Raw genomic sequence first — 24,576 nt, forward strand, 5'->3', positions numbered from 1 at the left:
TCCGCCATCAGGACCGGTCACATCCATTCAAAATCGGGCGCAAGTCCCTCTATCCCGAACGGGAGAGGGGGCAGGTCACGCTCTGCCGCGAGCATCGATTTCCGTCAGAGATGCGTGAACAGTGTGGCCTTCGCTGGGGCTGGGGAGGGCCTGCCATAAACCCAGGAAACCTCACACCGGCGCCGGCAAGAAGCCGTCCGGGCAGACCTCTCCGCTCCGGCCGGCGCGCCGGTCGGCCACGTAGTCGAGGGTACTGGCGACCACCCGCTCGGAATACGGCTTGGCGATCACCCCGATGGCGCCCGCGAAATCCGACGGGATGCGCTTCGCGTTGGCGGTCATGAACACCACGGTGGTGCGCTGGTCCTTCGAAAGCGCCCGGGCGACCTCGACCCCGGTCGGGCCATCCACGAGATGAATATCCACGAGGGCGACGTCGGGCGCCATGGAGCGGCCGAGCGCGATCGCCTCGGCCGAGGTTCCGGCGATGCCCACCGTGACATGACCGAGATCGTCCAGAAGGCACTCGAGCTCCAGGGCGATCAACGCTTCGTCCTCGACCACGAGGATGCGCAGCGCGGCCCCCGCGTTTCCGGTCCCCATTCCGTCTCCGTGCTCCGACACCGCGAACGCAGACGCTTCGGCGAGCGTGGCGTGTTGGCGCTGAATACTCAAGACGCAGGCTGCAGCGGGATGTCGATCTCGACGGTCGTGCCCGGCACGGCATCCATCCAGGCGATGGTCCCGCGCATCTGCCGCACCACCATTTCCACGAGGTTGCGCCCGAAACCCGCCGGGTTCGGCGGCGCCGCCGCGAGGCCGACCCCGTCGTCCCGAATCGTCAGGTGCATCCCTCGCTCGGTCCGCTTGGCCGCGATCGAGACCCGTCCCTCGCGTGCGTCCGGGAAGGCATGGCGCAGGGCGTTGGCAGTGAGTTCATGGATCAACAGAGCGAGCGGCGCCGCCATCGCGGCCGCCACCGAGATCGACTCCACGTCGGCCTCGATCCGATGCCGCTCCGGGTCGAGGCCCGCATTCATGTCGGACAGGAACTCGGACGCGAATTCGCCGAGATTGAAATGGGCGCAGTCCCCCTCCGAGTAGAGCAGCCGGTGCGCGGTCGACAGTGCTCCGATCCGTTCCGCCATGCCTTGAAGCGCATCACGCGCCTCGCCCTCGGGGGTACGACGGGCCTTCAGCAGCATCAGTGAAGAGATCACCTGGAGATTGTTCTTCACCCGGTGATCGACCTCGTGCAGCAGCGCGGTCTTCTGCTCCAGCGCCGCGGTCAGGGCGTGCGTGCGGGCATCGACGAGGCGCTCAAGCTCGTCGTTGGTGCCACGCATCGTGTCTTCGAGCTGGTGGGTGGGGGTCATGTCCGCCTGGGCGGCGTAGTAGAATGCCACACCCTTCGCGTCGCTCACCGGCGTGATCGTCATCGCGTTCCAGAACGCCGTGCCGTTCTTTCTGTAATTGAGCAGCTCGACGGAAATCGGCTCGGCCGCCTCAATGGCCGCGCGAATCCGCTCGACCGTTGCCCGATCCGTGGCCGGCCCCTGAAGCATGCGGCAATTACGCCCGACGATCTCCGTCGCGTCGTAGCCAGTGGCCTGGAGAAAGGCATCGTTGGCCCAGGCGATCGGGTTATCGGGCGCGCGGGCGTCGGTGATCACCATCGGCGACAGGCTGCGTGCGAACGCGTCGACCAGGATCGCGGGTGGCGGAGTGGGCTCCAATCGGGCACTCACCGCATCATTCCACACCGTGTAACGCGACGCGTCCGCCCAACGGCCTCCAGCCCCGATCCACGGCGCATGGAGATTGCGTTAACCAAGCTTCGATCAAGATCGAGGCGACCTGCATCACAATCCAGCGAGCATCACCGCGGCGCACAGTTGCCACGATTTCGCGGGATCAAGGCCATGAACGCTCAGGAGTTCCATGCCATGGGCAACCAGCCACAGGCTTTGCGCCGCTTCCGCCTCCGCGACATCGTAGAGGACCGGCGCATTATCCTGATGCTTGCGCTCGGATTCTCGTCGGGTCTGCCGCTGCTGCTGGTGCTGGGGACCTTCACGCTCCGGCTCGCCTTCTCGGATATCGACGTGCGCGCCATTGGGCTATTCAGCTACGTGGCGCTGCCCTACTCCCTGAAGTTCCTCTGGGCGCCGGCGATCGACCGCCTGAACGTACCGTTCCTGGGCGCGCGGCTGGGTCGCCGCCGGGCCTGGATGGTGACGACGCAGGCCGCCGTCGCGCTGTGCCTCGTCCTGATGGCCTTCTCGGATCCGAAGACCAACCTCGCGCTGCTCGGGTTCGGGGCCTTCCTGGTCGCGTTCTGCGCGGCGAGCCAGGACGTGGTCATCGACGGCTGGCGCATCGACGCCGCCGGCAGCGACTTCCAGGGCATCCTGGCGGCGACATCGAACCTCGGCTACCGCCTCGGACTGATCACCGCGGGCGCCGGCGCGCTGTTCATCGCCGCGTCCGGGGGCTGGATGCTGGCTTACCTGATCATGGCCGCGCTCATGCTGGTCGGCATGGTGGCCGCCCTGCTGGCGCCCGCCTTCGACGCGCCCCGGGCGACCGTGGCCGACACGCCCGGCCATTCGCGGCTCTGGTCGATGCGCCGTGCGGTGCTGGAACCGCTGATCGAGCTGCAGGGCCGCTTCGGGAACGCCCTGTGGGGCATCCTGCTGCTCGTGGCGCTGTTCCGCCTGCCGGACTTCCTCTCGGGGGTGATGGCGAGCCCGCTCTACCGGACGCTCGGTTTCGACCTAAAGGAAATCGCGACCGTTACCAAGCTCTACGGCATCTGGGTCGGCATTGCGGGCGGCTTCGCGGGGGGCTGGGCGCTCGCTCGGCTCGGTCTGTTCCCGACGCTGCTGCTCGGCGCCTTCCTGGCGGCCGCCTCGCACCTCGCCTTCGCGTGGCTCTCGGCCGGTGCCCCGGAGCTCTGGCGCTTGACGGTGGCCATCTCGATCGAGAATTTCTGCGGCTCCTTCGCGGGCATCGTGCTCATCGCCTACATGTCGAGTCTCACCAGTCCGGCCTACGCAGCAACGCAATACGCGCTGTTCTCCTCGCTCTACGCGCTGCCCGGCAAGCTGATCGCGGGTGCCTCGGGCTTCATCGTCGCGGCCATCGGCTACCCGGCCTTCTTCGTGCTGACTTCGCTGGTCGGCATTCCGGTGCTGGCACTGTGCCTCGCCGTCGGGCGTCGCAGCGGCAAAACGGTCCGGGAGGCTCCGCTCGCATCTGGGCCGAACGCGGTGGGGAACCGCGCGACGGGCGCAGAACTTCCTTCCACGGCGCGCGCCCCGGGGGCCGTGTGACCGGAACAGATCCAGGGATCCTTGGATGACCACGACCGATATCTCCCGCGCCGATACGACGCTGCCGACGGTGACCGGCGAAACAATCCTCAGCGACGCGGATCTCGCCGCCCTGCGCCGGGCCGTGCAGGCTCTGGAACGGCCGAGCCTCGCAGCCCGCCTTTCCGCGGCCGCCGGGGCGCCGCTGGACATCATCGGACGCTCGCTGCCGGCACCCGTGACCGAGGTGGTGAGTCGCAGCACCGAGGCCGCCATGCGCGGCGCCCTCCGAGTCGCCCTGGCGACGCTGCCCCGCACGGAACTCGCGCCGGCGACGGCGGGCGAGACCCTCGGCACGGCGAGCGCCAAGGCAGAGAGCCGGATCACGCGGCTGCTCGGCTCGGGCGATGCCAAGCACAAGGCCTATGCGGCGCTGTCCGGCGCCATCGGCGGCGCGTTCGGCCTCTCGACGCTGGCGGTCGAACTGCCGGTCTCGACGACGCTGATGCTCCGCTCGATTGCCGAGATCGCCCGTGAGGCGGGCGAAGACCTGGAAACGCCCGAAGGCGCGCTGGCCTGCGTGCAGGTCTTCGCCCTGGGCGGCCGGGCGCCGGCGATCACGGAGGCGGGTTCGGCGCTCACCGAGAGCGGCTACTTCGCGGTCCGTGCAGCCCTGGCCAAGACACTGGCAGAGGCCGCGCGCTACGCCGGAAGCAAGACCCTTCTCGACCAGTCGGCCCCCGCGTTGATCCGCTTCACCGCGCAGATCGCGGCCCGCTTCGGCCTCGTCGTCTCGCAGAAGGTTGCCGCGCAAGCGGTGCCGATCCTCGGGGCGTTCGGGGGGGCAGCCGTCAACACCGCGTTCATGAACCACTTTCAGGCGACGGCGCGGGCCCACTTCACGGTCCGCCGCCTGGAGCGGGCCTACGGTCCGGACGTCGTGCGGGCGGCCTACGAGGTCGAGAAGGCGGCGCTGGGAACGAGTTGATAAGTCGGCTCATCATCGTCCAGGATCGGCGCATTCCGCATCACGCGGATGAGCGGAGAGGGTCTTGATCGGCAACGGTGAGATGGTGGCGCGGCTGGCGCTGGCGGCCCTGTTCGGCAGCGTGATTGGCCTCGAGCGCGAACGGTTGCTCTGGGCGGCAGGCCTGCGGACCCACATGCTGGTCTGCGTCGGTTCCTGCCTGATCATGCTGGTCTCGGCCTTCGGCTTCGGCGACGTGCTGGGCGCCGAGCATGTCGTGCTCGATCCGTCCCGTATCGCAGCCCAGGTCGTGTCGGGGATCGGCTTCCTGGGGGCGGGGACGATCCTGCTGCGCGGCGAGGTGGTGAAGGGGCTCACCACGGCGGCGAGCCTCTGGGGCGTAGCCGCGATCGGACTCGCGATCGGCAGCGGGCTCTACGTGCCGGCCATCGCCACGACGGCGCTGATCGTCGGTATCCTGGCCGGCGTGAAGCCGTTCGAAGAGCGCTGGCGCGACCGGATGCGGGCGCGGACGCTCCGTTTAACTGCACGCGCGGGCAGGTTGTCGATCGACACCCTTCAGATGGCGACGGGCGAGCGCGCCTCCCGGGTGCGGACCTTCGCGGTCCGCCCGAGCGTGAACCCGGATTTCGACGACGTTACGGTCACCTTCGTGCGTCTGTCGCGGACGAGCGTCGCCGCGATCGCCGAGAAGCTGCGGGCCATGCCGGACGTGACTGCGGTGGAGGAGGAGTCCGAATAGACCGGGTCCAGCCTCACGCCGCCCCGGCCATCTCGCCGTCGAGAAAAAGACGGTAGGCCGGGTTCTCGGTCTCGTCGGTGGCCGGGTATCCCAGCGCCTCAATGACCGCATCGAACCGCGCCCGCTCGCCCGGGGGGACCGCGATGCCGGCCAGCACGCGGCCGTAATCCGCACCGTGATTGCGGTAGTGGAACAGCGTGATATCGAAGTCGGGCCCCAGCACGTCGAGGAACTTCATCAGCGCACCGGGCCGCTCCGGGAACTGGAAGCGGAACAGCCGCTCGTGCGCGACGCCCACCGCCCGGCCGCCCACCATGTAGCGGACGTGGACCTTGGCCATCTCGTTGTCGCTCATGTCGAGGACGCGGTAGCCGGCCTCGCGCAGGGAACCGATCAGCGCCTGCTTCTCGTGCCTGCCGCCGGTGACATTGATGCCGACGAAGATCTGCGCCTCGGCGCCTGGGGCATGGCGGTAGTTGAACTCGGTGACGGCGCGCGGCCCCAGGGCATTGATGAAGGCCCGGTAGGCGCCGGGCCGCTCGGGGATCGTAACGCCGATCAAAACTTCCCGCTGCTCGCCGATCTCCGCCCGTTCGGCGATATGGCGCAGACGGTCGAAGTTGAGATTGGCCCCCGACGAGATGGCGATCAGCGTTCCGTCGCCGCCCTCGCGCTCGGCATAGAGCTTGGCACCGGCGAGGCTTAGCGCGCCAGAGGGTTCCGACACCGCGCGGGTATCGTCGAAGATGTCTTTGACGGCCGCGCACATGGCGTCGGTATCGACGGTGATGACCTCGTCGAGGTGCTCGCGGCAGAGGCGGAAGGTTTCCTCGCCGGCCTGCCGCACGGCAACGCCGTCGGCGAACAGCCCGACCGTGGGCAGGCTGACCCGGGTCCCGGCAGCCAGCGCCGCGGCCATGCAGGCGGCGTCCTCCGGCTCGACGCCGATCACCTTGGTGCCCGGGCGCAGGTACTTCACGAAGGTGGCGATGCCGGCGGCGAGCCCGCCGCCGCCCACCGGCACGAAGATCGCCTCGATCGGACCGGTGTGCTGCTCCAGGATCTCCTTACCGATCGTGCCCTGGCCGGCGATCACATCCGGATCGTCGAACGGATGCAGGAAGGTCAGGCCCTGCTCGGCTTCGAGGATCTTGGCCTGGATCAGCGCCTCGTCGAAGGCGTCGCCGTGCAGCATCACTTCGGCGCCGCGGGCCCGGCAGGCATCGACCTTGATCGACGGCGTGGTGCGCGGCATCACGATCACGGCCCGCGCCCCGAGCTTGGCGGCGGCGAGCGCGACGCCCTGGGCATGGTTGCCCGCCGAGGCGCAGACCACGCCGCGGGCGATCTGCTCGGGGCTCAGGCCCGACATCTTGTTGTAGGCGCCGCGGAGCTTGAACGAGAAGACCGGCTGCAGATCCTCACGCTTCAGCAGCACCGGTCGACCGAGCCGCTTCGTGATACGCGGCATCGGATCGAGTGGGCTCTCGATCGCCACGTCGTAGACGCGGGCGGTGAGGATCTTGCGGATGTAGTCCGTCACGGTGCGGGATCTCAGGCGGCGCGCTTTGATAGGCCCGGCAGATAGACCCTCACGGCCAGAGAAGCGAGCGCCGGACAAGCAGGGCAGGTCAGCCCAACCGCTCGACCAGTGCGGCCACCCACACCAACAGCGCCGCCACCTGCGCCATGAACGTCCCGGCCGAGGCGAGATCCTTCACCCGGCCGATCATCGGATGGTGGCTCGGATGGACGTGGTCGCAGAGCTTCTCGACGGCGGTATTCAGGAACTCGGCGGCCAGCATCAGCAGCAGGCTCACCATCAGCGCGACACGCACCCACAGGGTCGCGCCGAGCAGCAGCGCGACCGGCACGCCGACCGCCAGCAGAACCAGTTCCTGCCGGACCGCCCGCTCGGTGCGCGCGCCATGGCGCAGGCCGCGCCAGGAGTTGAGAAAGGCCAGGACCAGAGCGTTCATCGAGCCGCGCCCTCCGGCACGGACCGGCTGATCCACTTGGCGAGCAGCGGGCCGGTCAGCAGAACCACGAACAACCGCAGGGTCTGGACCGCCAGCACGAAGGAGACGTCGGCCTTCGAGCCGACCGCGATGATCGCGACCGAGTCGAGCCCCCCCGGGCTGGTGGCGAGCACGGCGGTCAGCAGGTCGATCGGCAGCAGCAGGGTCAGCCCCCAGCCCCAGGCACCGCAGAGCGCGATCACCGAGAAGGTCGCCACCAGAATCCCCGGCAGCGCCGTGACGGTGCGGCGCAGGGTCTCGCGGGTGAAGCGCAGTCCGACATAGATGCCGATGCAGGCATAGGCGAGTTCGAGGATCGGCACCGGGAGGGCCATCCGGACGACGCCGGTGGCGTGGAGGAGGCTCCCCAGCACCATCGGGCCGATCTGAGCGCCGGCCGGCACCCGCAGGGCGAGGGCCGCCCCCGCGCCGATCACCGCCACCGCGAGGGTCGCCAGCAGGGAGAGCGGCTCGACCGCCTCGGCACCACCCGATGCACCGGCGGCAGCCGGGTTCTCCATGAGGAACCGGGCCGCCAGCGAGGCCGAGAACACCACGGCGGCCACGCGGACATACTGCATGAAAGCCACGAGCCGCGGATCCGCGCCGAAATCCTCGGCCATCGCCACCATGGCGGAGGCGCCGCCCGGTGAGGAGCCCCAGGCCGCGGTGGTACCGGGCAACACCCGCAGGCGCGTCAGGACCAAGCCGACGACGCCGCTGACCGCCACCGTCACGAACACGACGGCGACGATGAGCGGGCCATCCTCCAGCAGGGTCTGGGCGATCTGCCCGGTGACGGCGTGAGCCACGAGGCAGCCGATCATCGCCTGAGCGGCGTTGAAGGCGGGCCGCGGCACGTGGAGCCGCGACCCGCCGACACCGAAGCCGATCGCACCGATCATCGGCCCGAGCAGCAAAGCCGCCGGGAAATGCGCGTGCGTCAAGCCGTACGAGATGGCCGCGGACACGGCGACGAGGGCGGCCCAGAGGCCGATGGAGCGAAGGGAGGGCAAGGCGATCGGTGGGGCGGGGCCCGGACGGACGGTCGGGCTTCCTCCGCGCGCTACACGGCAATATTGGCCCTGTCACGGCAAAGATTCGGCATCGCGGCCCCGCGCGGATGTCAGGGCTTACGCCTCCAAGGTTTCGCGCACGCCGCTCAGATCCGTGGAGTCCCGTCGCGGCAGGCCGCCGTACCGGGCGGCGCGTGGGCCCGGAAGAAGGCCGCCAAGCTCGACAGGCCGGGCGCACGGGGATCGCTGGTACGCCAGACGAGGGCGATGGTCCGGCCCGGACCGTCGAGGTCGAACGCCCGCGTGACGATCAGCCCGCTCGGGTCGGGTCCGGCCGGCACCGCTAATGCGGGGAGCAGGGTGTATCCGGCTCCGGCCGCCACCATGGAGCGCAGGGTCTCCAGGCTCGTGGCGTGGCGGCCGATCGAGGAGCCGGCGCCACAGGCCGCGATCGCCTGATCGCGCAGGCAGTTGCCCTCGTCGAGCAGCAGCAGGTCCGGGCCCGCGATCTCGGTCGCCGACAGAGCGCCGCCGCGGGCGAGGGCGTGCTCGGCCGGGCAGGCCAGCCAGAAGGGCTCGATGAATAGGGGCGACGCGGTCAAGCCGTGCTGGGGCACCGGCAGCGAGACCAGGGCCGCGTCGATCCGCCCGTCACGCAGGCCCTCGATGATGTCGGCGGTGCGGGATTCCTGCAGGGAGAGAGTCAGCAGCGGATATTCCTCGCGCAGCGGCCGCAGCACCAGCGGAAAGAGGTAGGGACCGAGGGTCTGAATCGCGGCGAGGATCAGGCGCCCGGTGAGCGGCGAGCCGCGTCCCTCGCTGGCGAAGGCAAGCAGGCGCTGTGCCTCGACCAGGACGACGCGCGCCTGCCGCACGATCACCTGGCCTGCTTCAGTCAGCAGGATCCGGCGCTTCGAGCGCTCGAACAAAACCACCCCGAGGGCGGTTTCCAATTTGCGGATCTGCACGCTCAGCGTCGGCTGGCTGATGTTACAGCGCTCCGCCGCCCGGCTGAAATGGCCCTCATCGGCGACGGCGATGACGTATTCCAAATCGCGCAGGGACAGGCCCGATAAGTTCATAGACCCCCTCTATCACGACGTTTGTGACGATGCATTTGCCTCGGGGTCACGGCAGGGTCATAACCGATCAAGAGAACGGTTCCAGGTTGTCCCCGGTGTCAGCCACGAGCCTTCGCAAACGGAGAGACGGTACGTATGACCGATCAACGCCCGATCCTGACCACCCGCCAGGGCCATCCGGTCCGCGACAACCAGAGCACCCGCACGGTCGGTGAGCGCGGGCCGGCGACGCTTGAGAACTACCAGTTCATCGAGAAGATCACCCATTTCGATCGCGAGCGGATCCCGGAGCGCGTCGTTCACGCCCGCGGCGCCGGCGCCCACGGCTACTTCGAGGCCTACGGCAAGATCGGCAACGAGCCCGCTTCCAAGTACACCCGTGCCCGTGTCCTGAACGAGACCGGTGTGAAGACGCCGATGTTCGTGCGCTTCTCGACCGTCGCCGGCGCAAAGGAGAGCCCCGAGACCGAGCGTGACCCGCGCGGCTTCGCGGTGAAGTTCAAGACCGTCGACGGCAACTGGGACCTCGTAGGCAACAACCTCAAGGTTTTCTTCATCCGCGACGCGATCAAGTTCCCCGACATGATCCACGCGTTCAAGCCGGACCCGGTGACGAACCGTCAGGAGGCGTGGCGCTTCTTCGATTTCGTGGCCCAGCACCCCGAAGCGATCCACATGGTGACACACCTGAAGTCGCCCTGGGGCATCCCGGCCAATTACCGCGAGATGGAAGGCTCTGGCGTCAACACCTACAAGCTGGTCAACGACCAGGGCGAGGCGGTGCTCTGCAAGTTCCACTGGATCCCGAAGCAGGGCGTCCGCAACCTGACCTCGGCCCAGGCCGCCGAGATCCAGGGCAAGGATGTCGGGCATGCCACCCGCGACCTCTACGACAACATCAAGGCCGGCAATTTCCCCGAGTGGGAGTTTGCGGTGCAGATCATGCCGGACGGCCCGAACGATCACCTGTCTTTCGACCCGCTGGACGACACGAAGCTGTGGCCGGTGGACCAGTTCCCGCTGCTGCCCTGCGGCCGGATGGTGCTCGATCGGGTGCCGGACAACTTCTTCGCTGAGGTCGAGCAGTCGGCCTTCGGCACTGGCGTGCTGGTCGACGGCATCGACTTCTCGGACGACAAGATGCTTCAGGGCCGGACGCTGTCCTACTCGGACACGCAGCGTTACCGGGTTGGCGCCAACTACCTGCAGTTGCCGATCAACGCGCCCCAGCCCGGCGTGAAAGTCTATTCGAACCAGCGGGACGGCCAGATGACCTATTCGGTCGACGGCACGGGGCCGAACAAGCACATCAACTACGAGCCCTCGACGCTGGCCGAAGGCCTGCAGGAAGCCCCGAAGCCGGCCCGGGACTACCACCAGCCGGTCCAGGGCAATCTCGGCCGCTACCAGACCTCGCGGACCGAGGACGACTACACCCAGGCAGGCGTGCGCTACCGCTCGTTCGAAAACTGGGAGCGCGACGACCTCATCGCCAACTTGGTCGGCGACATGAAGCAGTGCCCGGAGCCGATCCAGTTGCGGATGGTCTGGCACTTCTGGCACGCCGACGAGGATTACGGCCGTCGCGTCGCCGAGGGTGCGGGCATCGACCTGGAGAAGGCCAAGGCCCTGCCGCCGCTGCCGAGCCGCGCCGCGCCGGGCAAGCGCCTGCAGTCAGAGACCTACACGGACGGCTCGCAGGCCCACCGGGTCGCTGCGGAGTAAGGTCTCGTAAAACCGACGGCCGGGAGGCCCCGCGAGCACCAGCTCGCGGGGCCTTTTCGTTGATTCGAGGCTGAGGCCCTTACGCGGCGAAAGTTGGCGGTGCCGGCACCCCCCCGCCACGATGGCTCCTCACGGGCAGGGGCGCCGCACGTAGCCCTTGCCGATATAGGTCTGCGTGCTTGGATCGTAGGTCTTGAACCGCCGCGCGCAGACCGCGATGGTAGTTGGATCGCCCGTCACCACCTCCGTCTCGACCGGCATCACGTAGACCGGCGGTGTGTACACGTAATCGTCGTCATACCAGGGATCGCTGTAACTCTCGAACAACCCGCCGAGGCCCAAGCCGAGCCCGAGTCCACCCAGCCCGTAGCCGTAGCCCGAGTAGCCGCGATGCCAGTGCCGATGGGCAAAGGGAGGCCGGCCTACGAATCCCGGCCGGGCAAAGCCGCCGGGAGCGAAGCCCGGCCGAACGGGTCCCAGCGGGCGACCCCAGCCGCCGATCTGCGGCCCGACCGGGCCAGCATGGAAACCGCCGCCGAACCCACGCGCCTCGGCCCCCGTCGACGTCAGCCCCAACGTGAACAGCGCCGCGAAAAGCAGCCGGCATCCTATCCTATCGATCCGTTCCATGCTCATCACCCGACGCGGAAGGCGGCCACCACGGCGAGCCCATGCCGCAATACTCCGAGTAACCGTGCTTGTTGATTGGGGGCAGTCAAGGACGTTCGGGATGCAGGTCGAGAGGTCAGACCTCAGCAGTCATGCAACTGCAGAATGCCGGTCCTCTGGGAAGCATGAATGCGTTTAATTTCACTTTTGCATCTGTCAATCTGAAGGCGGCATCGCGTCTACAGATTATCTGAGGCCGACAGCCTTTGGGGGTTCATTGCCGCTGCCGATAATTCAACTCGGCAAGCCCCGTGTCGAACTTCTCCGAGTATTGCGACCCTATGGCCCGTACCGCATGATGCGGAGGCAGGCCAGCATGAGTCTGGAGCGCTAAGAGGACGCCATGGCAACGATCGTCCGGAACGATGCGAAGCCCAACGCGGTGATCGGTGGGATGCGGGTCACTTATCTCGCGCGCGGCGATGCGACCGCCGACGCGATTGGCATCTACCGAATCACGATGGATCCGCGCACGCCCGGAGCCGGGCTGCACCGGCACGCCCGGCTCACCGAAACGTTTGCGGTGGAAGCCGGCGCCCTCATCCTACACCTCGACGGGACCGACATCGATCTCGAACCCGGCGACTTCGCGCTGGTCCGACCGGGTACGCCGCACGCCTTTGCCAACCGCGGCGACGAGCCGGTCCGCTTCACCCTGAGCTTCGCGCCGGCGCTCGCCCGCGAGGGCTTCTTCGAGGGCTTGGCGGATCTCGCCGCCGCGGGGCGCTTGTCGGAGGCCGAGGCGATGGAAGACCTGATGCTGCGCTACGATCAGGAGCCGCTGGCCGGGTTCGACGGCTGGAGCGCACTCAGCGACTGAGCCACCGGGCCAGGGAACTCAGGCTCCGCCGCGCTGACCTTGCGGTCACGGCCCGCCGCCAGGCCGATCAGGATCGCGGCGGTGGCGATCCCTGCGAACAGGATGCCCGGGATGCCCCACCCCCCGGTCGCCTCGTGGGCGAGCCCGAAGGCCAGCGGTCCGAGGCAAGCCCCCGCGTAGCCGATGCCCTGCGCCATGGCTGACAGGCCGGCGGCACTCGCCGCATCTGCCGCGCGGAGCACGATCAGGGTGAGTCCCAGGCCGAAGCAGCCGCCGATCCCGAAGCCCAGCGCGCAGGCGGCCGGGATGCGCAGAGCGTCAGGTCCGAAGGCGAGAACGAGGAAGGCGCCGGCGGTCAGGCCCGGGATCGCGACGATCCAGGCCCGCTGATCGCGGGCACGGGCCGCCAGCATGGCGATGAGCAACGCGCCGGGCGCCTGGACCAGCGTCGTTAGCGAGGCGAACAAGCCGGCATCCAGCGGCGACAGACCGCGCCCCTGCAGCAGCAGCGGCAGCCAGCCGAACAGGATGTAGGCCAGCGAGGATTGCAGGCCCATGAAGCCCGTCACCCACCACGCGAGGGGGTTGCGGAGTAGACGCCCGGCCGAGGGCGCCGCACGTGCGCTCGGCCGGCGGGCAAACGGGATCCAGATCAAGCCGGCAACCAGCGCCGGCAAGGCCCAGATCGCCAGGGCGGACGGCCATCCGCCCCCGAGGGCGTGCTCGACCGGGACCGCCGCACCCGCGCCGGCCGCGGCGCCGAGGCAGAGGGTCATGGTGTAGAGGCCGGTCATGAGGCCACTGCTGCCGGCGAAGTCGCGCTTGACCAGAGCGGGCAGCAGGACGTTGTCGAGACCAATGCCGATGGCGGCGAGCGCCGTTCCGGCAAACAGCGGCACGAGGCCGCCGAGGCCGCGCAGCGTCAGCCCAGCCGTCAGGATGGTGGTGCCAGCAAGCACCGCGAGATCAGCCCCGATCCGCCGGATCAGCGGCGCCGCCAGCGCGCAGGCGATGCCGAGGCACAGGACCGGGAGGGTGGTGAGGATCGCGGCACCGCCCGCGCCGAGGCCGGTTTCGTCCCGAATGGTCGCCAGCAGGGGCCCGACTGTGCTGAGCGCCGGCCGCAGGTTGAACGCGACCAGCATCAGCGCGAGCACGAGCAGAATCCGGCGCCCTCCGGCGGATCCCGCACTCATATCCGTCGCCCGGCCGTCACCGCCCCGACGAGGCAGGCGGCCAGCATTAGCGCGAAGGCCGCGTCGCCGAACCGGCCGTACAGGGTGCCGCCCACGATCCGCGCGGGCAGATCGGCGTCGAGCCACGTCTCCTGATCAAGCGGCGTTTCGGCGATGATGCGGCCGTGCGGGTCGATCACCGCGGAGATCCCGGTATTGGCGTCGCGGACCAGGGGCAGCCCCTCCTCGACGGCGCGCAGGCGCGCCTGGGCAAGATGCTGGCGCGGGCCCGGCGTATCGCCGAACCATGCATCGTTGGTGACGTTGAGAATCAGCCCCGGGGGATGGGCGGCAGGCGCGGTGTGGCCCGCGGGCAGGATCGCCCCCGGAAAGATCGCCTCGTAGCAGATCGTCGCCGCCACCGGCGGCAGTCCGGGCACCGCCAGGATCCGCTGCGCGGCAAGCGCACCGGCCGAGAAGCCGCCGGGAACCGCCACGAACTGGCGCAGGCCCAGCGCCCGCAGCGCGGCGTCGAGGGGGCCGGGCAGGTACTCGCCGAACGGGACAAGGTGGACCTTGTCGTAGCTGTCGGAGATCACGCCATCCGGCCCGATCACCAGGATCGCGTTGAAGTAGCGCAGGCGCTCGCCCGGCAGCGGTTCCTCGGCCCGGGCCGCGCCGGTGACGAGGTGCTGCCCAGGCTTGAGACCGGCCGCCACTTTGGCCAAAGCCTCGGGATCGCGCTGGATCAGGAACGGGAAGGCGGATTCCGGCCAGATGATATGGGTCGGCTCAGGCTCGCCCGCTGCCACCGGACGCTGGCTTAATTCGATGTAGCGGTCGACGATGTCGGCGCGATTCTCCGGCCTGAACTTGGCGTCCTGCGGCAGGTTCGGTTGGACGAGGCGCAGGCGGACACCCGCAGCCACCGGATCCGCCGACCCCAGGCGCTCGGCTCCGAACAGGGCCATACCGGCAAACAGCAAGGCGGCAGCCACGCTCGGAGCGAACCGGCTGCGCGGCTGCGAGCCGGTGGCGAGCGTCGCGGGGGCGGCGCAGATCAGGATGGCCAGCACGGTGAGGCCATAGAGGCCGATCTCGGCGGCCCACTGCATCAGCCAAAGGTTCTGGGCGAGCGCCATGCCGAGGGTGTTCCACGGGAAGCCCGTGAACAGGTGGCCGCGCAGCCATTCCGCGCCGCCGATTCCGAAGGCGAGGGCGGCGATCCGCCCCGACCCCCGGCACCATAGAAGGCCTGCGGCGCCAAAACCCGCGCCGTAGAACAGGCCGAGCCCGAAGGGCAGGCCGACGACGCCGAGCGGCAGCGCCCAGAGAAACTCGTCGGCCTCCACCAGAAAGGCTTGGCCCAGCCACCACAGGCCGGCGGTGAGATAACCGAAGCCCCAGGCCCAGCCGATCAGGAAGCATGGCCAAAAGCGGCGCGGGGCAGGGCGGCCCGCAGCGGCCCCGTCCAGGAGCCAGACCATGACGGTCAGGGAGAGGATCAGGGCGGGCAGAGCCCCGAAGGGGGGCATTGCCAGCGCACCCAGCGCACCCACGAGCCACGCCAGCCCGAGGCGACGCCAGCCGGTCAGACCCATGATGGCCCGCACGAAACCCGGTATCCAGTCATGCGTCGGCGCGCCCGGCGCTGCGGAAGCCCGGGCGTACCCCGCCGTCATGCGCGTCACGCCGGGACCGTCACGGGCGAGGCGTCTCGGCTGACGCTGGATTGGAGGGCGGGGGCAGGGCGAGCGGCACGACGGCACCGATCCGCGCCGCGCCCTTGTGGAAGCGCAGCCTCTTCAGGCGGCGTGGATCCGCATCGAGCACCTCGAATTCGAGATTGCCGGGTCCGGCGATCAGTTCGCCGCGGGAGGGGACGCGTCCGGCCAGCGTCACGATCATCCCGCCGAGCGTGTCGATCTCCTCGGCCATCTCACCAACTGCGGCGGCCAGATCGACGCCGGTCGCCTCCGAGACTTCGGCCAGCGGTGTGCGCGCGTCGGCCACGAAGACATCGCCTTCGCCATCGACCCTCTGAACGTAACTGGCCTCGGCGACGTCGTGCTCGTCCTCGATGTCGCCGACCACCACCTCGATCAGGTCCTCGATGGAGATCAGCCCGTCGGTGCCGCCATATTCGTCGATCACCAGCGCCATGTGGGTGCGCGTGGCCTGCATCCGCACCAGCAGATCGATCGCCGGCATCGAGGGCGGCACGAACAGGACCGGCCGCTGGATACGCGTCGCCGCCAGGGTCGTGGTCAGGTCGACCTTGCCGAGGTCGAGGCTGCGCGGAAGCCGTGGCGCCGGACGGCGGACGCGCGGCGCTGCCGCCGCATCGACCGCGCCGTCGATCCCCGGCTCCGCAGGCTTGACAGCCGGGACGCTGCGCCGGGTCGGCTCGGCCTTGGCGGCGATGTGATCCACGAGATCGCGGATGTGGACCATGCCGCGGGGGTCGTCGAGGGTCTCACCGTAGACCGGCAGTCGGGAATGGCCGGCAGTGCGGAACAGCTTGAGCAGGTCGCCGAGGCTTGTCTCGTTGGAGACGGCGACGATGTCGGCCCGGGGGACCATCACGTCGTCGACCCGCACCTTGTGCAGGCCCAGCACATTCTTGAGCATCACGCGCTCAAGCGGGGACAATCCGCTCTCGCCGGCATCCGGCTCAGCCAGCGCCTCCTCAAGACCTTCGCGCAGGGAATCGCGCGGTTTGAGGTGAAGCGCCTGGAGCAGGCGGTCGTACCAGGGCTCCCGATTCGGGGATTCTCCCTCGGTGGAACTGGGCGCGGCCAGGGCCGCGCCGCGACTTCGATCGTTGCTCATGTCTCTCGGGTCTGGGGACGTTCGGGCGTGGCGCACTCAGGCATAGGGATCCGGGATACCGAGGGTCGCGAGGGCCGCGACTTCGAGGGATTCCATGGCCTCGGCCTCGGCCTCGCCGATCTCATGGTCCTGACCGAGACAATGCAGGGTGCCATGGACGAGGAGGTGAGCGAGGTGATTCTGGAGCGGCGTCGACTGCTCCGCACTCTCGCGCACCAGGGTCTCGTACGCAAGGACCACATCGCCGAGCGGCGTCGCGACCTGCGCATGCCGTGGCTGCGGGGCGGCCGGGAAGGACAGGACGTTGGTCGGCTTGTCTTTCCCGCGCCACGTCTTGTTGAGCTCTTGAATCGCAGCGTCGTCCGTCAGCAGGACGCTGACCTCGACGGCGCCATCCGGCTTATCAGGGGCGATCGCAAGCCCGGCCTCCACGGCGCGGGTGACGAGCGCTTGGAGGTCGGGAATCGCGGTTTCCCAGCGTTCGTCCTCGACGGCGAGGTCGATCTCGTGCGGCATGCTCACGCTAGCGGCCGGCGCCGGAAATTCGGGTTGCGATCGGCCTCGTCCGTCCCGTGGGCAGCGCTCTCGTAGGCGGTGACGATCCGGCGGACGAGGTCGTGGCGGACCACGTCCACGTCCTTGAACCGCACGCGACCGATCCCCTCGACGCCCTCCAGCACCCGGACCGCCTCCACGAGGCCCGACTTCTGGCCCGGCGGCAGGTCGATCTGGCTCGGATCGCCCGTGATGATCATGCGCGAGCCATCGCCCAGGCGGGTGAGGAACATCTTCATCTGCATGGAGGTCGTGTTTTGTGCCTCGTCGAGCAGCACCACGGCGTTGGTGAGCGTCCGCCCGCGCATGAAGGCGAGCGGCGCGATCTCGATCTGCCCGGTCTGCAGGCCCCGATCGACATGGCGCGCCTCCATGAAGTCGTAGAGGGCGTCGTAGATCGGGCGCAGATACGGATCGACCTTCTCGCGCATGTCGCCGGGCAGGAAGCCCAGGCGTTCGCCGGCCTCGACGGCGGGACGCGAAAGGATCAGCTTCTCGGCATGGCCTTGCTCCAGCAGCGAGACCGCGTGACCGACGGCGAGCCAGGTCTTGCCGGTCCCGGCCGGCCCTTCGGCGAAGACTAGCTCGTTGGTGCGCAGGAGCTTGATGTATTCGTCCTGCGCCGGGTTGCGCGCCCGTACGGCCCCACGCTTTCGGGTGGCGATCTGCTCGAAATGCGGCTTGTCGGCCTCGGCCGCGATCGTCTCGGCCGGGAACAGCGTCGCCTGCGCGGTGGCCTCGCGGATCGCGCCATCGACATCGCCAAGCGTCAGCGTGCTGCCGCCGGTGCGAACCCGGGTGTAGAGCTTCTGGAACACCCGCCGTGCCTTCTCGGCGGCGTCGGGCGAGCCCTTGATGACGAGGTGGTTGCCGAGCGCCGTCGCGGTGACGTCGAGCCGCCGCTCGATATGGGCGACGTTCTGGTCGTATTGGCCGAAGACGAGGCTCGCGAGGCGGTTGTCGTCGAAGGTCAGCGGCACCTCGACCGGCTCGTCCGATCCGGGCGGCCGCGCCGCCGGGCCGCGCCCCTTGAGCGCGCCGCGCGCGCCCGCCCCGTCCGATGCGCTCAAGCCGTCATCCTCGTCATGTGCCTCATGCCGCCGCAGCTTCCGAGACGAGCTGTCCGAACAGGCTGTTGGTGCCGGCTTCGATGATGCGCACCGGAACCACGGAACCGATATGGTGCGGGGCCGCGTCGAACTGCACGGCGAGCAGGTGCGGCGTCTTGCCCGCGACCTGGCCGGGATGCCGGCCCGGCTTCTCCACCAGCACGTCGAAGACCTGGCCGGCAGCCGCGCGCTGATAGGCGTAGCGCCGGCTGTCGAGGAGCGCCTGCAGCTCCGCGAGCCGCGCCGCCATCACGGGTTCGGGCACCTGATCGGTGCGGTCGGCGGCCGGCGTCCCCGGGCGCGTGCTGTATTTAAACGAGAAGGCGCTTTCGAAGCCGATCTCGCGCACGAGCCGCAGGGTCTCGGCGAAATCCGCGTCGGTCTCGCCCGGGAAGCCAACGATGAAGTCGGAGGACAGGGCGATATCTGGTCGCGCATCGCGGATCCGGTCGATCAGACGCCGGTACTGGTCGCCCGTGTGCTTCCGGTTCATCGCCGCAAGAATCCGGTCCGAGCCTGACTGCACCGGCAGGTGCAGGTAGGGCATCAGGGCCGGCACCTCGGCATGAGCCCGAATCAGCGCGTCGTCGAAATCGTTCGGGTGGCTCGTCGTGTAGCGGATCCGCGCGAGGCCGGGGATCTTTGCAACGGCCCGCACCAGTTCGGCAAGGCCGACCGGCGCGCCGTCGGAGCCCGCGCCGTGATAGGCGTTGACGTTCTGGCCGATCAGCGTGATCTCCCGAACGCCGCCCTCGGCGAGCTTTTCCGCCTCAGCCAGCACCGCCGCAACCGGGCGCGAGACTTCGGCGCCGCGGGTGTAGGGCACCACGCAGAAGGCACAGAACTTGTCGCAGCCCTCCTGCACGGTGAGGAAGGCCGACGCGCCGAGGGTCCGCCGCCGGGGCAGGTGGTTGAACTTGTCCTCGACCGGGAATTCCGTGTCGACCACGCGCCGCTCGCGGGAGCGAGCCAACAGGTCGGGCAGCCGGTGGTAGCTCTGGGGGCCGACGACAACATCGACCGCAGGCTGGCGCGCCTGGATCTCGGCACCTTCGGCCTGGGCGACGCAGCCCGCCACGACGATGCGCGTATCGAGCCCTTTCGCGGTCCGCTCGTTCTTCAGGACGCGCAGGCGGCCAAGCTCGGAATAGACCTTCTCGGCGGCCCTCTCGCGGATGTGGCAGGTGTTGAGGACGACCACATCGGCCTCCTCGACCGAATCCGTCGCTGTGTAGCCCTCGGCACCCAGGACGTCGGCCATGCGGGCCGCGTCGTAGGCGTTCATCTGGCACCCGTAGGATTTGACGTAGGCCTTCTTCAACACGCGCCGTCCCGAACCAATCCGCCCGAACACTGCTGCCTGCCCCGCGGGCCGGGCGCCCAACCCTTAACACGGATCCGGCGGCCCGTCGCGGCGTCCCTGAAACGCGACCGGCCGCCCGAAGGCGGCCGGTGCTGGCGTGCGGCGGGTGTGTCCGCCGCCGGTGTCAGTGCGTGACCGGCGCGGCGGTCGGCACGTCGATCACCATGTGCTGGAAGAACGGCACGTAAGCCTGGAGCATGACGAACAGGCCGACCAGGCAGGCCAACGCGATCGAGTGCCAGAACACGAAGCGCAGGATCTTGCCTTCCTGGCCGAAATAGCCGGTGGCCGTGGAGGCGACAACGATCGACTGGGCGTCGACCATCTTGCCCATCACGCCGCCCGACGAATTCGCCGCCGCCATCAGCACGCCCGGCAGACCGAGCTGCTCTGAGGTGATCCGCTGCAGGCCGCCGAACAGCACGTTCGAGGCCGTGTCCGACCCCGTGAGCGCCACGCCCAGCCAGCCCAGCAGCGTCCCGAAGAACGGGTACAGGATGCCGGTGCCGGCAAACGCGAGGCCGAGCGTGGCATCGACGCCCGCGTAGCGGGTGAGGACGCCAAGCGCGAGCATCGCCGCGATGGTGATCAGCGAGAAGCGCAGGGCCCAGATCGTCTCGACATAGGCCGTGACCAGCCGCAGCGGCGAGAAGCGCATGATCAGGCCCGAGATGAGCGCGGCGATCAGCACGCCGGTACCGGTGTACGACATGTAGGTGAACAGGAAGACCGCGCCCTCGGGGACGGGCTTGGCCACCACCGGCGGCACCTTCATGATCACGTTGTGCAGGCCCGGCACCTCGTACTTCCAGGTAAAGAGCGGGTTGACGATACCCTTGAACCAGCCCGTGCCCCAGATCGCCACGATGATCGAGAGCACGATCCACGGCACCCAGGCCATCAGGATCTCACCCTGCGAGGCGGTGCGGGCGCCGGTATGGACCGGGGGCGTGCCCGGCACGCCGGCGCCGAGCGCCACCGGACGCGGGCCCGCGACGGCCAGCGACGGATCGTGGCCGCGCAGGGCCGGGGAGGTCCAGATCTCGCGCGGCTGCCAGACCTTCAGGAACAGCACCAGCGCCAGCATGGAGGCCAGCGAGGCGCCGATATCGACGATCCACGGGTTCACATAGTTGGAGATCAGGAACTGCGCGACCGCAAAGGTCGCGCCGCAGACCAGGATCGGCGGCCAGACCCGGATCATGCCGCGGAAGCCCGCGAACACCCAGATCAGCCAGAACGGCACGAGCAACGAGAACAGTGGCAATTGCCGGCCGATCATCGCGCCGAGGATCTCGGGCGGGTAGCCGGTCACCGAGGCGAGACCCTGGATCGGCGCGCCGAGGGCGCCGAAGGCGACGGGGGCCGTGTTGGCGATCAGCGACAGGCCGGAGGCGGCCAGCGGCGAGAAACCCAGCCCGATCAGGATCGCGCCCGTGACGGCGACCGGGGTGCCGAAGCCGCCCGCGCCCTCGAAGAATGCGCCGAACGCGAAGGCCACCAGAAGCAGTTGCAGGCGTCGGTCGGCCGTGATGCCGGCGACCGATTGCTGCAGGATCGCGAACCAGCCCTTCTCCACCGTGAGACGGTAGAGGAAGATGACGTTGAGGATGATCCAGCCGATCGGGAAGAAGCCCGTGACCATCCCAAGGATGGCGGCGCGGGTGGCGAGTTCCGTCGGCATGCCGAAGCCGACGATGGCCACCAGCATGGCGAGGCCTAGCGCGATCACGGCCGCGATGTGGGCTTTCACGCGCCCACTGGCGATCATGGCGAGCAGTGCGATGACCGGCACTGAGGCGGCGAGCGTCGAGAGCCAAGCGCTCCCGAACGGATCGTAAACCTGATTCCAGGTTTGCACCGGGCGACCTCCACTAATCCCGCCTGATGCGGGTTGCGGCCTAGCTAGCAGAGAGGTTCGGCCCGCTCAATGCACTGCATCATGTATTACAGCCACCATTTCTACGGATCATCTTGGGTGACTTGCCCGCGCGGTCAGACCGCTGCGACTTCCGGGTCCTGAAGGTCGAGGCCTGGGCGGGCCGGGCTCGCGCTGACCTCAGGCGCGCGGCAACCGCCGGTGCCGATGCCCCGGAGCGCGGCGCGGACCTCGGCCTCCGCGGCTGCGGTGGCGACCTTCCGGTCCGTCGTCGCCTCGAAGGCGATCGGAGCGCCCCAGACGACATGCACGTCGAGCGGGCCGCCCTGCACGAAGGCAGCAAGGTGCGGGGCCAGTTCCATATCCCCGTACCATGCGATCTCGGCCCGCTCGGCGCGGGTCACCGGCAGTCCGTTGCGCCGGGGATAGGCAATCGCCAGCGGTTGCAGGCGCACGCGGCTGCGGCCCACCTCGGCTTGCAGCGCCGCCCGGGCGGCGCCGACCAGCGAGGAGCGGAACGGCAGCAGCCGGGTGCCGTCGCCGGTCGTGCCCTCCGCGAACAGTACGACCAGCTCGCCCTCGGCCAAGCGATGCCCCATCGCAACGCTCACCGTGGCGGTCGCCCCCCGGCGCTGCCGGTCGATGTAAATCGTCCGCTGAAGCCCGGCGAGGACGCCGATCACCGGCCAGCCGGCGATCTCGGACTTCGCCACGAAGGAGAGCGGCCGCAGCGACCCGATGGCGATGATGTCGAGCCAGGAGACGTGGTTGGCGAGCACCAGGGCGGCCTCGCCGGGGGCGGGCGGCGTGCCGCTCTGCGTCACCCGCACCCCGAACAGGCGCAGGACGACCCGGTGGAACAGGATCGGCGCCAGGGCGGAGCGACGGCCGAGCAGGCGCAGCGCCACCCAGTGCGGCGGCGCCAGCACCACGAAGGCGAGGGCCAGGGCCGCCACGCGGCAGGCGAGGCCGAAGCGGCTCACGGCGTCAGAGGTCGGCGCTCATCGTCAGCGCGGTCGCCCGGCTGCCGTCGGCCTTGAGGTAGTAGCCCGTGCGCGCACCGACCTGCCGGAAGCCGTTGCGGGCGTAGAGGCGCAGGGCCGGCGCGTTGCCCTCATCGACCTCCAGATGGACCCGGGCGATACCGGTCAGCGCGAGGCTCGACAGGTGCTCGCGCAGCAGCGTGCGGCTGTGGCCGCCGCCCCGCAGAGCCGGCGACAGCACCACGGTCAGGATCTCGGCCTCGTCGACGGCGCGGCGCGAGAGCACGAAGCCGTGGAGCGTGCCGGCGCGCCACAGGGCATGCGCCTGCGTCGAGCGCTCGCAGAGCATCCGCTCGAATTCATGGGTTTCCCAGGGCCGCGCGAACGCGGTGGCGTGCAGCCGGGCCAGCGCCGGGGCCTGCGACGCGTCGGTGAGCGGCGCCACGTAGGGCTCGGGGCTCAGCGCGTCCCACCACGCGGACCACCAGTCGAAGGGCCAGAAGAGAATGGGCCGCGTCATTGCCGGGCGATCCGCGCGTGGTCCTGAGGCCGCGCGTCGGGCCCGCGCAGGTAGAGCGGCCGGGGCAGGGCCTGTTCGGGATCGGCCAGCAAGCCGAGGGCCGCCACGGACGCGATGTCCGGCCCTGTTACGCGGCTGACGCGGGCCTCGACCCCGCGCTCCGCCAGTGCGGCCGCGAGCGCCGGCGAACCCGAGCCGGCGAGCCGCACGGGACCCGCCCCGACCAGGCGGTCGGCGACGTCCGCGACGGACAGGTGGGCCGGAACGATGCCGTCGCCCCCCGGGTTGAGGGCCTGGACGTAGAGCGCGCCGTGCCGGGCATCGATCGCCGCAGCGATCGAGCCCTCGATCGTCTCGGCCAGCAGATGGGCCAGCAGGGCCGACAGGGTGCCGACCCCGACCACGGGCTTGCCCGTGGCGAGGCCGATCGCCCGGGCGGCCGAGAGGCCGACGCGCAGCCCCGTGTAGCTGCCCGGCCCCACCGTCACGGCGACTCGGTCGATGGCCTCGAAGCCACCGTCCACGCGGGCCATGACACGCTCGATCAGCGGCAGAAGCGACTCGGCATGCCCCCGCGCCATCGGGAGCGATTCGGTCGAGATCGGCGTGTCGTCGCCCTCCGCCATGACGCAGGCGGCGCAGGTCTCCAGCGCTGTGTCGATGGCCAGGATACGCACGCCCACTCCCACCTGCCGGGCTTCACCGGCCCTCGGCTCCCTGCGCCCCGGAAGGACGCGAAGAGTCGGAATCGATAGAGCAAAATCACTGTCCCGTCAGCGTCGAGCCGGCCGCGCGTCCCCTATCGGCGGCGGAGTGTTGCCGGCTTGCGCCGCTTTGCCCCCGGAGCGCCAGCGAGCGATTCTCAGGCGCCAGCCGGTGGATCTCAGGCGGCCCGGATGGTGTCGAAGCGGCGGCGGATCTCTGCATTCGATCGGTCGAACCGGCGCGATACTCACTCCACCACCGCCCAAACAATCTCGATGATCATTCACGATGGGCCTCTCGATCGAGAGCGTATTATTGAGTGCTGTCAGGTCACAGCCCGTCGCGACCCGTCGCTTGAGCTTCGATCCGGGGTTTCCAAAGGGCTGAAGCCCTTTGGTGGGTCGCCAGGGCGAAGTCCTGGCGCGGGCGAAGCCCGACAGCAGCGGTCTGCCCTGCACCCGCAAAAGGTCGAAGACCTTTCGAAACCATCGTGTCCGATCAGTGCCAAAAAGATCCCGCGAGAGCAGTCAATTACACGCTCTAGTAAAGATATCGGCCATATAAAATGCACGATGACATTTCATCTTCTAAAAACGGCAGATCTGCTCGCCGTCCAAGTTTTTAACCAAGCTCTGATGCATGGCCCGGAGTAGTAAGCCTCGGACGCGAACGCGCGTGGCGCCGGACATGCGTCATCGTCCCCACCCGCCATTGGCGCCGGGGGCATGGCCCAAGAGACTAACACGAGGGACGCGGGACGCCGCGGGAACCCAGGTGTCGGCCAAGTACGCCCGGGATCCGGTCCCCGCGGCTCCCGCGGCATCGATCGCGCGTGGTCCACGGCCGGTGCGGTCTGCCTCGTCGCGGCGTCGGCTCGACGTTCCGGTCCTGCGACTCCCCGTTAGCCGTCGCGGGCAGGGTCCACGCCCCCCCCGAACCCCCATCGGCGCCGATGCCTTCCAGCCGTCCCCCCCCCCGCTGTGGCCGGGTGCGCCGGTCGCAGAGGGTCGGCCCAGACGCGGGTATGCGCGGGGGGCGTTTGCTGCCCCGCCCGGTCGGACTCCTGCCCGGTCGCACGCCC

Annotated in this window: 22 protein-coding genes; 5 read left to right on the forward strand and 17 right to left on the reverse strand. The window is 69.2% G+C overall.

Annotated elements, in window-relative coordinates:
* Window positions 1-171: 171 nt before the first annotated feature.
* On the reverse strand, window positions 172-603 hold the full coding sequence (locus MKK63_RS08985; protein ID WP_244000793.1) for a response regulator: 432 nt from the start codon (window positions 601-603) through the stop codon (window positions 172-174).
* A gap of 68 nt (window positions 604-671) precedes the next feature.
* Entirely contained in the window at window positions 672-1,676 is a 1,005-nt protein-coding gene (locus tag MKK63_RS08990; protein WP_244000832.1) for a histidine kinase dimerization/phosphoacceptor domain -containing protein, read from the reverse strand.
* Window positions 1,677-1,946: 270 nt separating this feature from the next.
* Between MKK63_RS08990 and MKK63_RS08995 the strand changes: the two genes are divergently transcribed.
* The 3 genes from MKK63_RS08995 (at window position 1,947) to MKK63_RS09005 (ending at window position 5,044) form a co-directional block, all read left to right on the forward strand.
* Window positions 1,947-3,335: an AmpG family muropeptide MFS transporter gene (locus tag MKK63_RS08995; protein ID WP_244000834.1), complete on the forward strand. Its 1,389-nt coding sequence runs from the start codon at window positions 1,947-1,949 to the stop codon at window positions 3,333-3,335.
* A 25-nt stretch (window positions 3,336-3,360) separates the two neighbouring features.
* Window positions 3,361-4,302 (forward strand): EcsC family protein, encoded by a 942-nt coding sequence (locus MKK63_RS09000; RefSeq protein ID WP_244000796.1) that lies wholly within the window; start codon window positions 3,361-3,363, stop codon window positions 4,300-4,302.
* 82 nt (window positions 4,303-4,384) lie between these two features.
* A complete protein-coding gene (locus tag MKK63_RS09005; protein ID WP_244000837.1) occupies window positions 4,385-5,044 on the forward strand; it encodes an MgtC/SapB family protein in 660 nt (219 codons plus the stop codon).
* A 13-nt stretch (window positions 5,045-5,057) separates the two neighbouring features.
* Here MKK63_RS09005 and ilvA read toward each other — a convergent pair whose 3' ends face one another.
* From ilvA to MKK63_RS09025, 4 genes are all read right to left on the reverse strand, one after another.
* Window positions 5,058-6,665: a threonine ammonia-lyase, biosynthetic gene (gene ilvA, locus MKK63_RS09010; protein WP_409564493.1), complete on the reverse strand. Its 1,608-nt coding sequence runs from the start codon at window positions 6,663-6,665 to the stop codon at window positions 5,058-5,060.
* 10 nt (window positions 6,666-6,675) lie between these two features.
* Window positions 6,676-7,023, reverse strand: a complete 348-nt coding sequence (locus MKK63_RS09015) for a diacylglycerol kinase (RefSeq protein WP_243916940.1) — start codon at window positions 7,021-7,023, stop codon at window positions 6,676-6,678.
* The gene (locus MKK63_RS09020) at window positions 7,020-8,078 is read right to left on the reverse strand and encodes an AbrB family transcriptional regulator (RefSeq protein WP_244000801.1); all 1,059 of its coding nucleotides are present in this window, start codon (window positions 8,076-8,078) and stop codon (window positions 7,020-7,022) included. Before MKK63_RS09020 ends, MKK63_RS09015 begins: the two co-directional genes overlap by 4 nt.
* Window positions 8,079-8,224: 146 nt before the next feature.
* The gene (locus MKK63_RS09025) at window positions 8,225-9,160 is read right to left on the reverse strand and encodes a LysR substrate-binding domain-containing protein (protein WP_244000803.1); all 936 of its coding nucleotides are present in this window, start codon (window positions 9,158-9,160) and stop codon (window positions 8,225-8,227) included.
* A gap of 135 nt (window positions 9,161-9,295) precedes the next feature.
* On the opposite strand from MKK63_RS09025, the gene MKK63_RS09030 reads away from it, so the two are divergent.
* Window positions 9,296-10,885 (forward strand): catalase, encoded by a 1,590-nt coding sequence (locus MKK63_RS09030; RefSeq protein WP_244000805.1) that lies wholly within the window; start codon window positions 9,296-9,298, stop codon window positions 10,883-10,885.
* Between the two features lie 129 nt (window positions 10,886-11,014).
* Here MKK63_RS09030 and MKK63_RS09035 read toward each other — a convergent pair whose 3' ends face one another.
* A complete protein-coding gene (locus MKK63_RS09035; protein ID WP_244000807.1) occupies window positions 11,015-11,515 on the reverse strand; it encodes a BA14K family protein in 501 nt (166 codons plus the stop codon).
* Window positions 11,516-11,897: 382 nt separating this feature from the next.
* On the opposite strand from MKK63_RS09035, the gene MKK63_RS09040 reads away from it, so the two are divergent.
* Window positions 11,898-12,374, forward strand: a complete 477-nt coding sequence (locus tag MKK63_RS09040; protein ID WP_244000809.1) for a cupin domain-containing protein — start codon at window positions 11,898-11,900, stop codon at window positions 12,372-12,374.
* Here the strand turns inward: MKK63_RS09040 and MKK63_RS09045 are convergent.
* The 10 genes from MKK63_RS09045 to tsaB form a co-directional block, all read right to left on the reverse strand.
* On the reverse strand, window positions 12,326-13,570 hold the full coding sequence (locus MKK63_RS09045) for an MFS transporter (protein ID WP_244000811.1): 1,245 nt from the start codon (window positions 13,568-13,570) through the stop codon (window positions 12,326-12,328). The two genes, MKK63_RS09040 and MKK63_RS09045, sit on opposite strands and share 49 nt — an antisense overlap.
* A complete protein-coding gene (gene lnt, locus MKK63_RS09050) occupies window positions 13,567-15,231 on the reverse strand; it encodes an apolipoprotein N-acyltransferase (protein WP_244000813.1) in 1,665 nt (554 codons plus the stop codon). The genes MKK63_RS09045 and lnt overlap by 4 nt, the downstream gene beginning before the upstream one ends.
* Window positions 15,232-15,250: 19 nt before the next feature.
* Window positions 15,251-16,381 carry a hemolysin family protein gene (locus MKK63_RS09055; protein WP_244000815.1) on the reverse strand — a complete coding sequence of 377 codons (1,131 nt, stop codon included), beginning with the start codon at window positions 16,379-16,381 and terminating at the stop codon, window positions 15,251-15,253.
* Window positions 16,382-16,417: 36 nt separating this feature from the next.
* A complete protein-coding gene (ybeY, locus tag MKK63_RS09060) occupies window positions 16,418-16,897 on the reverse strand; it encodes an rRNA maturation RNase YbeY (RefSeq protein WP_244000839.1) in 480 nt (159 codons plus the stop codon).
* 2 nt (window positions 16,898-16,899) lie between these two features.
* Window positions 16,900-18,006: a PhoH family protein gene (locus MKK63_RS09065; RefSeq protein WP_409564494.1), complete on the reverse strand. Its 1,107-nt coding sequence runs from the start codon at window positions 18,004-18,006 to the stop codon at window positions 16,900-16,902.
* Window positions 18,007-18,028: 22 nt separating this feature from the next.
* On the reverse strand, window positions 18,029-19,366 hold the full coding sequence (gene miaB, locus MKK63_RS09070) for a tRNA (N6-isopentenyl adenosine(37)-C2)-methylthiotransferase MiaB (RefSeq protein ID WP_244000843.1): 1,338 nt from the start codon (window positions 19,364-19,366) through the stop codon (window positions 18,029-18,031).
* Between the two features lie 166 nt (window positions 19,367-19,532).
* Window positions 19,533-21,269: an L-lactate permease gene (locus MKK63_RS09075; protein WP_244000817.1), complete on the reverse strand. Its 1,737-nt coding sequence runs from the start codon at window positions 21,267-21,269 to the stop codon at window positions 19,533-19,535.
* Between the two features lie 134 nt (window positions 21,270-21,403).
* Window positions 21,404-22,270, reverse strand: coding sequence for a lysophospholipid acyltransferase family protein (locus MKK63_RS09080; protein WP_244000819.1), 867 nt, complete (start codon window positions 22,268-22,270; stop codon window positions 21,404-21,406).
* A gap of 4 nt (window positions 22,271-22,274) precedes the next feature.
* The gene (locus MKK63_RS09085; RefSeq protein WP_244000822.1) at window positions 22,275-22,790 is read right to left on the reverse strand and encodes a GNAT family N-acetyltransferase; all 516 of its coding nucleotides are present in this window, start codon (window positions 22,788-22,790) and stop codon (window positions 22,275-22,277) included.
* Complete coding sequence (gene tsaB, locus MKK63_RS09090) at window positions 22,787-23,467, reverse strand: tRNA (adenosine(37)-N6)-threonylcarbamoyltransferase complex dimerization subunit type 1 TsaB (RefSeq protein WP_244000824.1); 681 nt, start codon at window positions 23,465-23,467, stop codon at window positions 22,787-22,789. Before tsaB ends, MKK63_RS09085 begins: the two co-directional genes overlap by 4 nt.
* Window positions 23,468-24,576: the final 1,109 nt, after the last annotated feature.

The organism is Methylobacterium sp. J-088, assembly GCF_022829295.1.
Classification (GTDB): Bacteria; Pseudomonadota; Alphaproteobacteria; order Rhizobiales; family Beijerinckiaceae; genus Methylobacterium.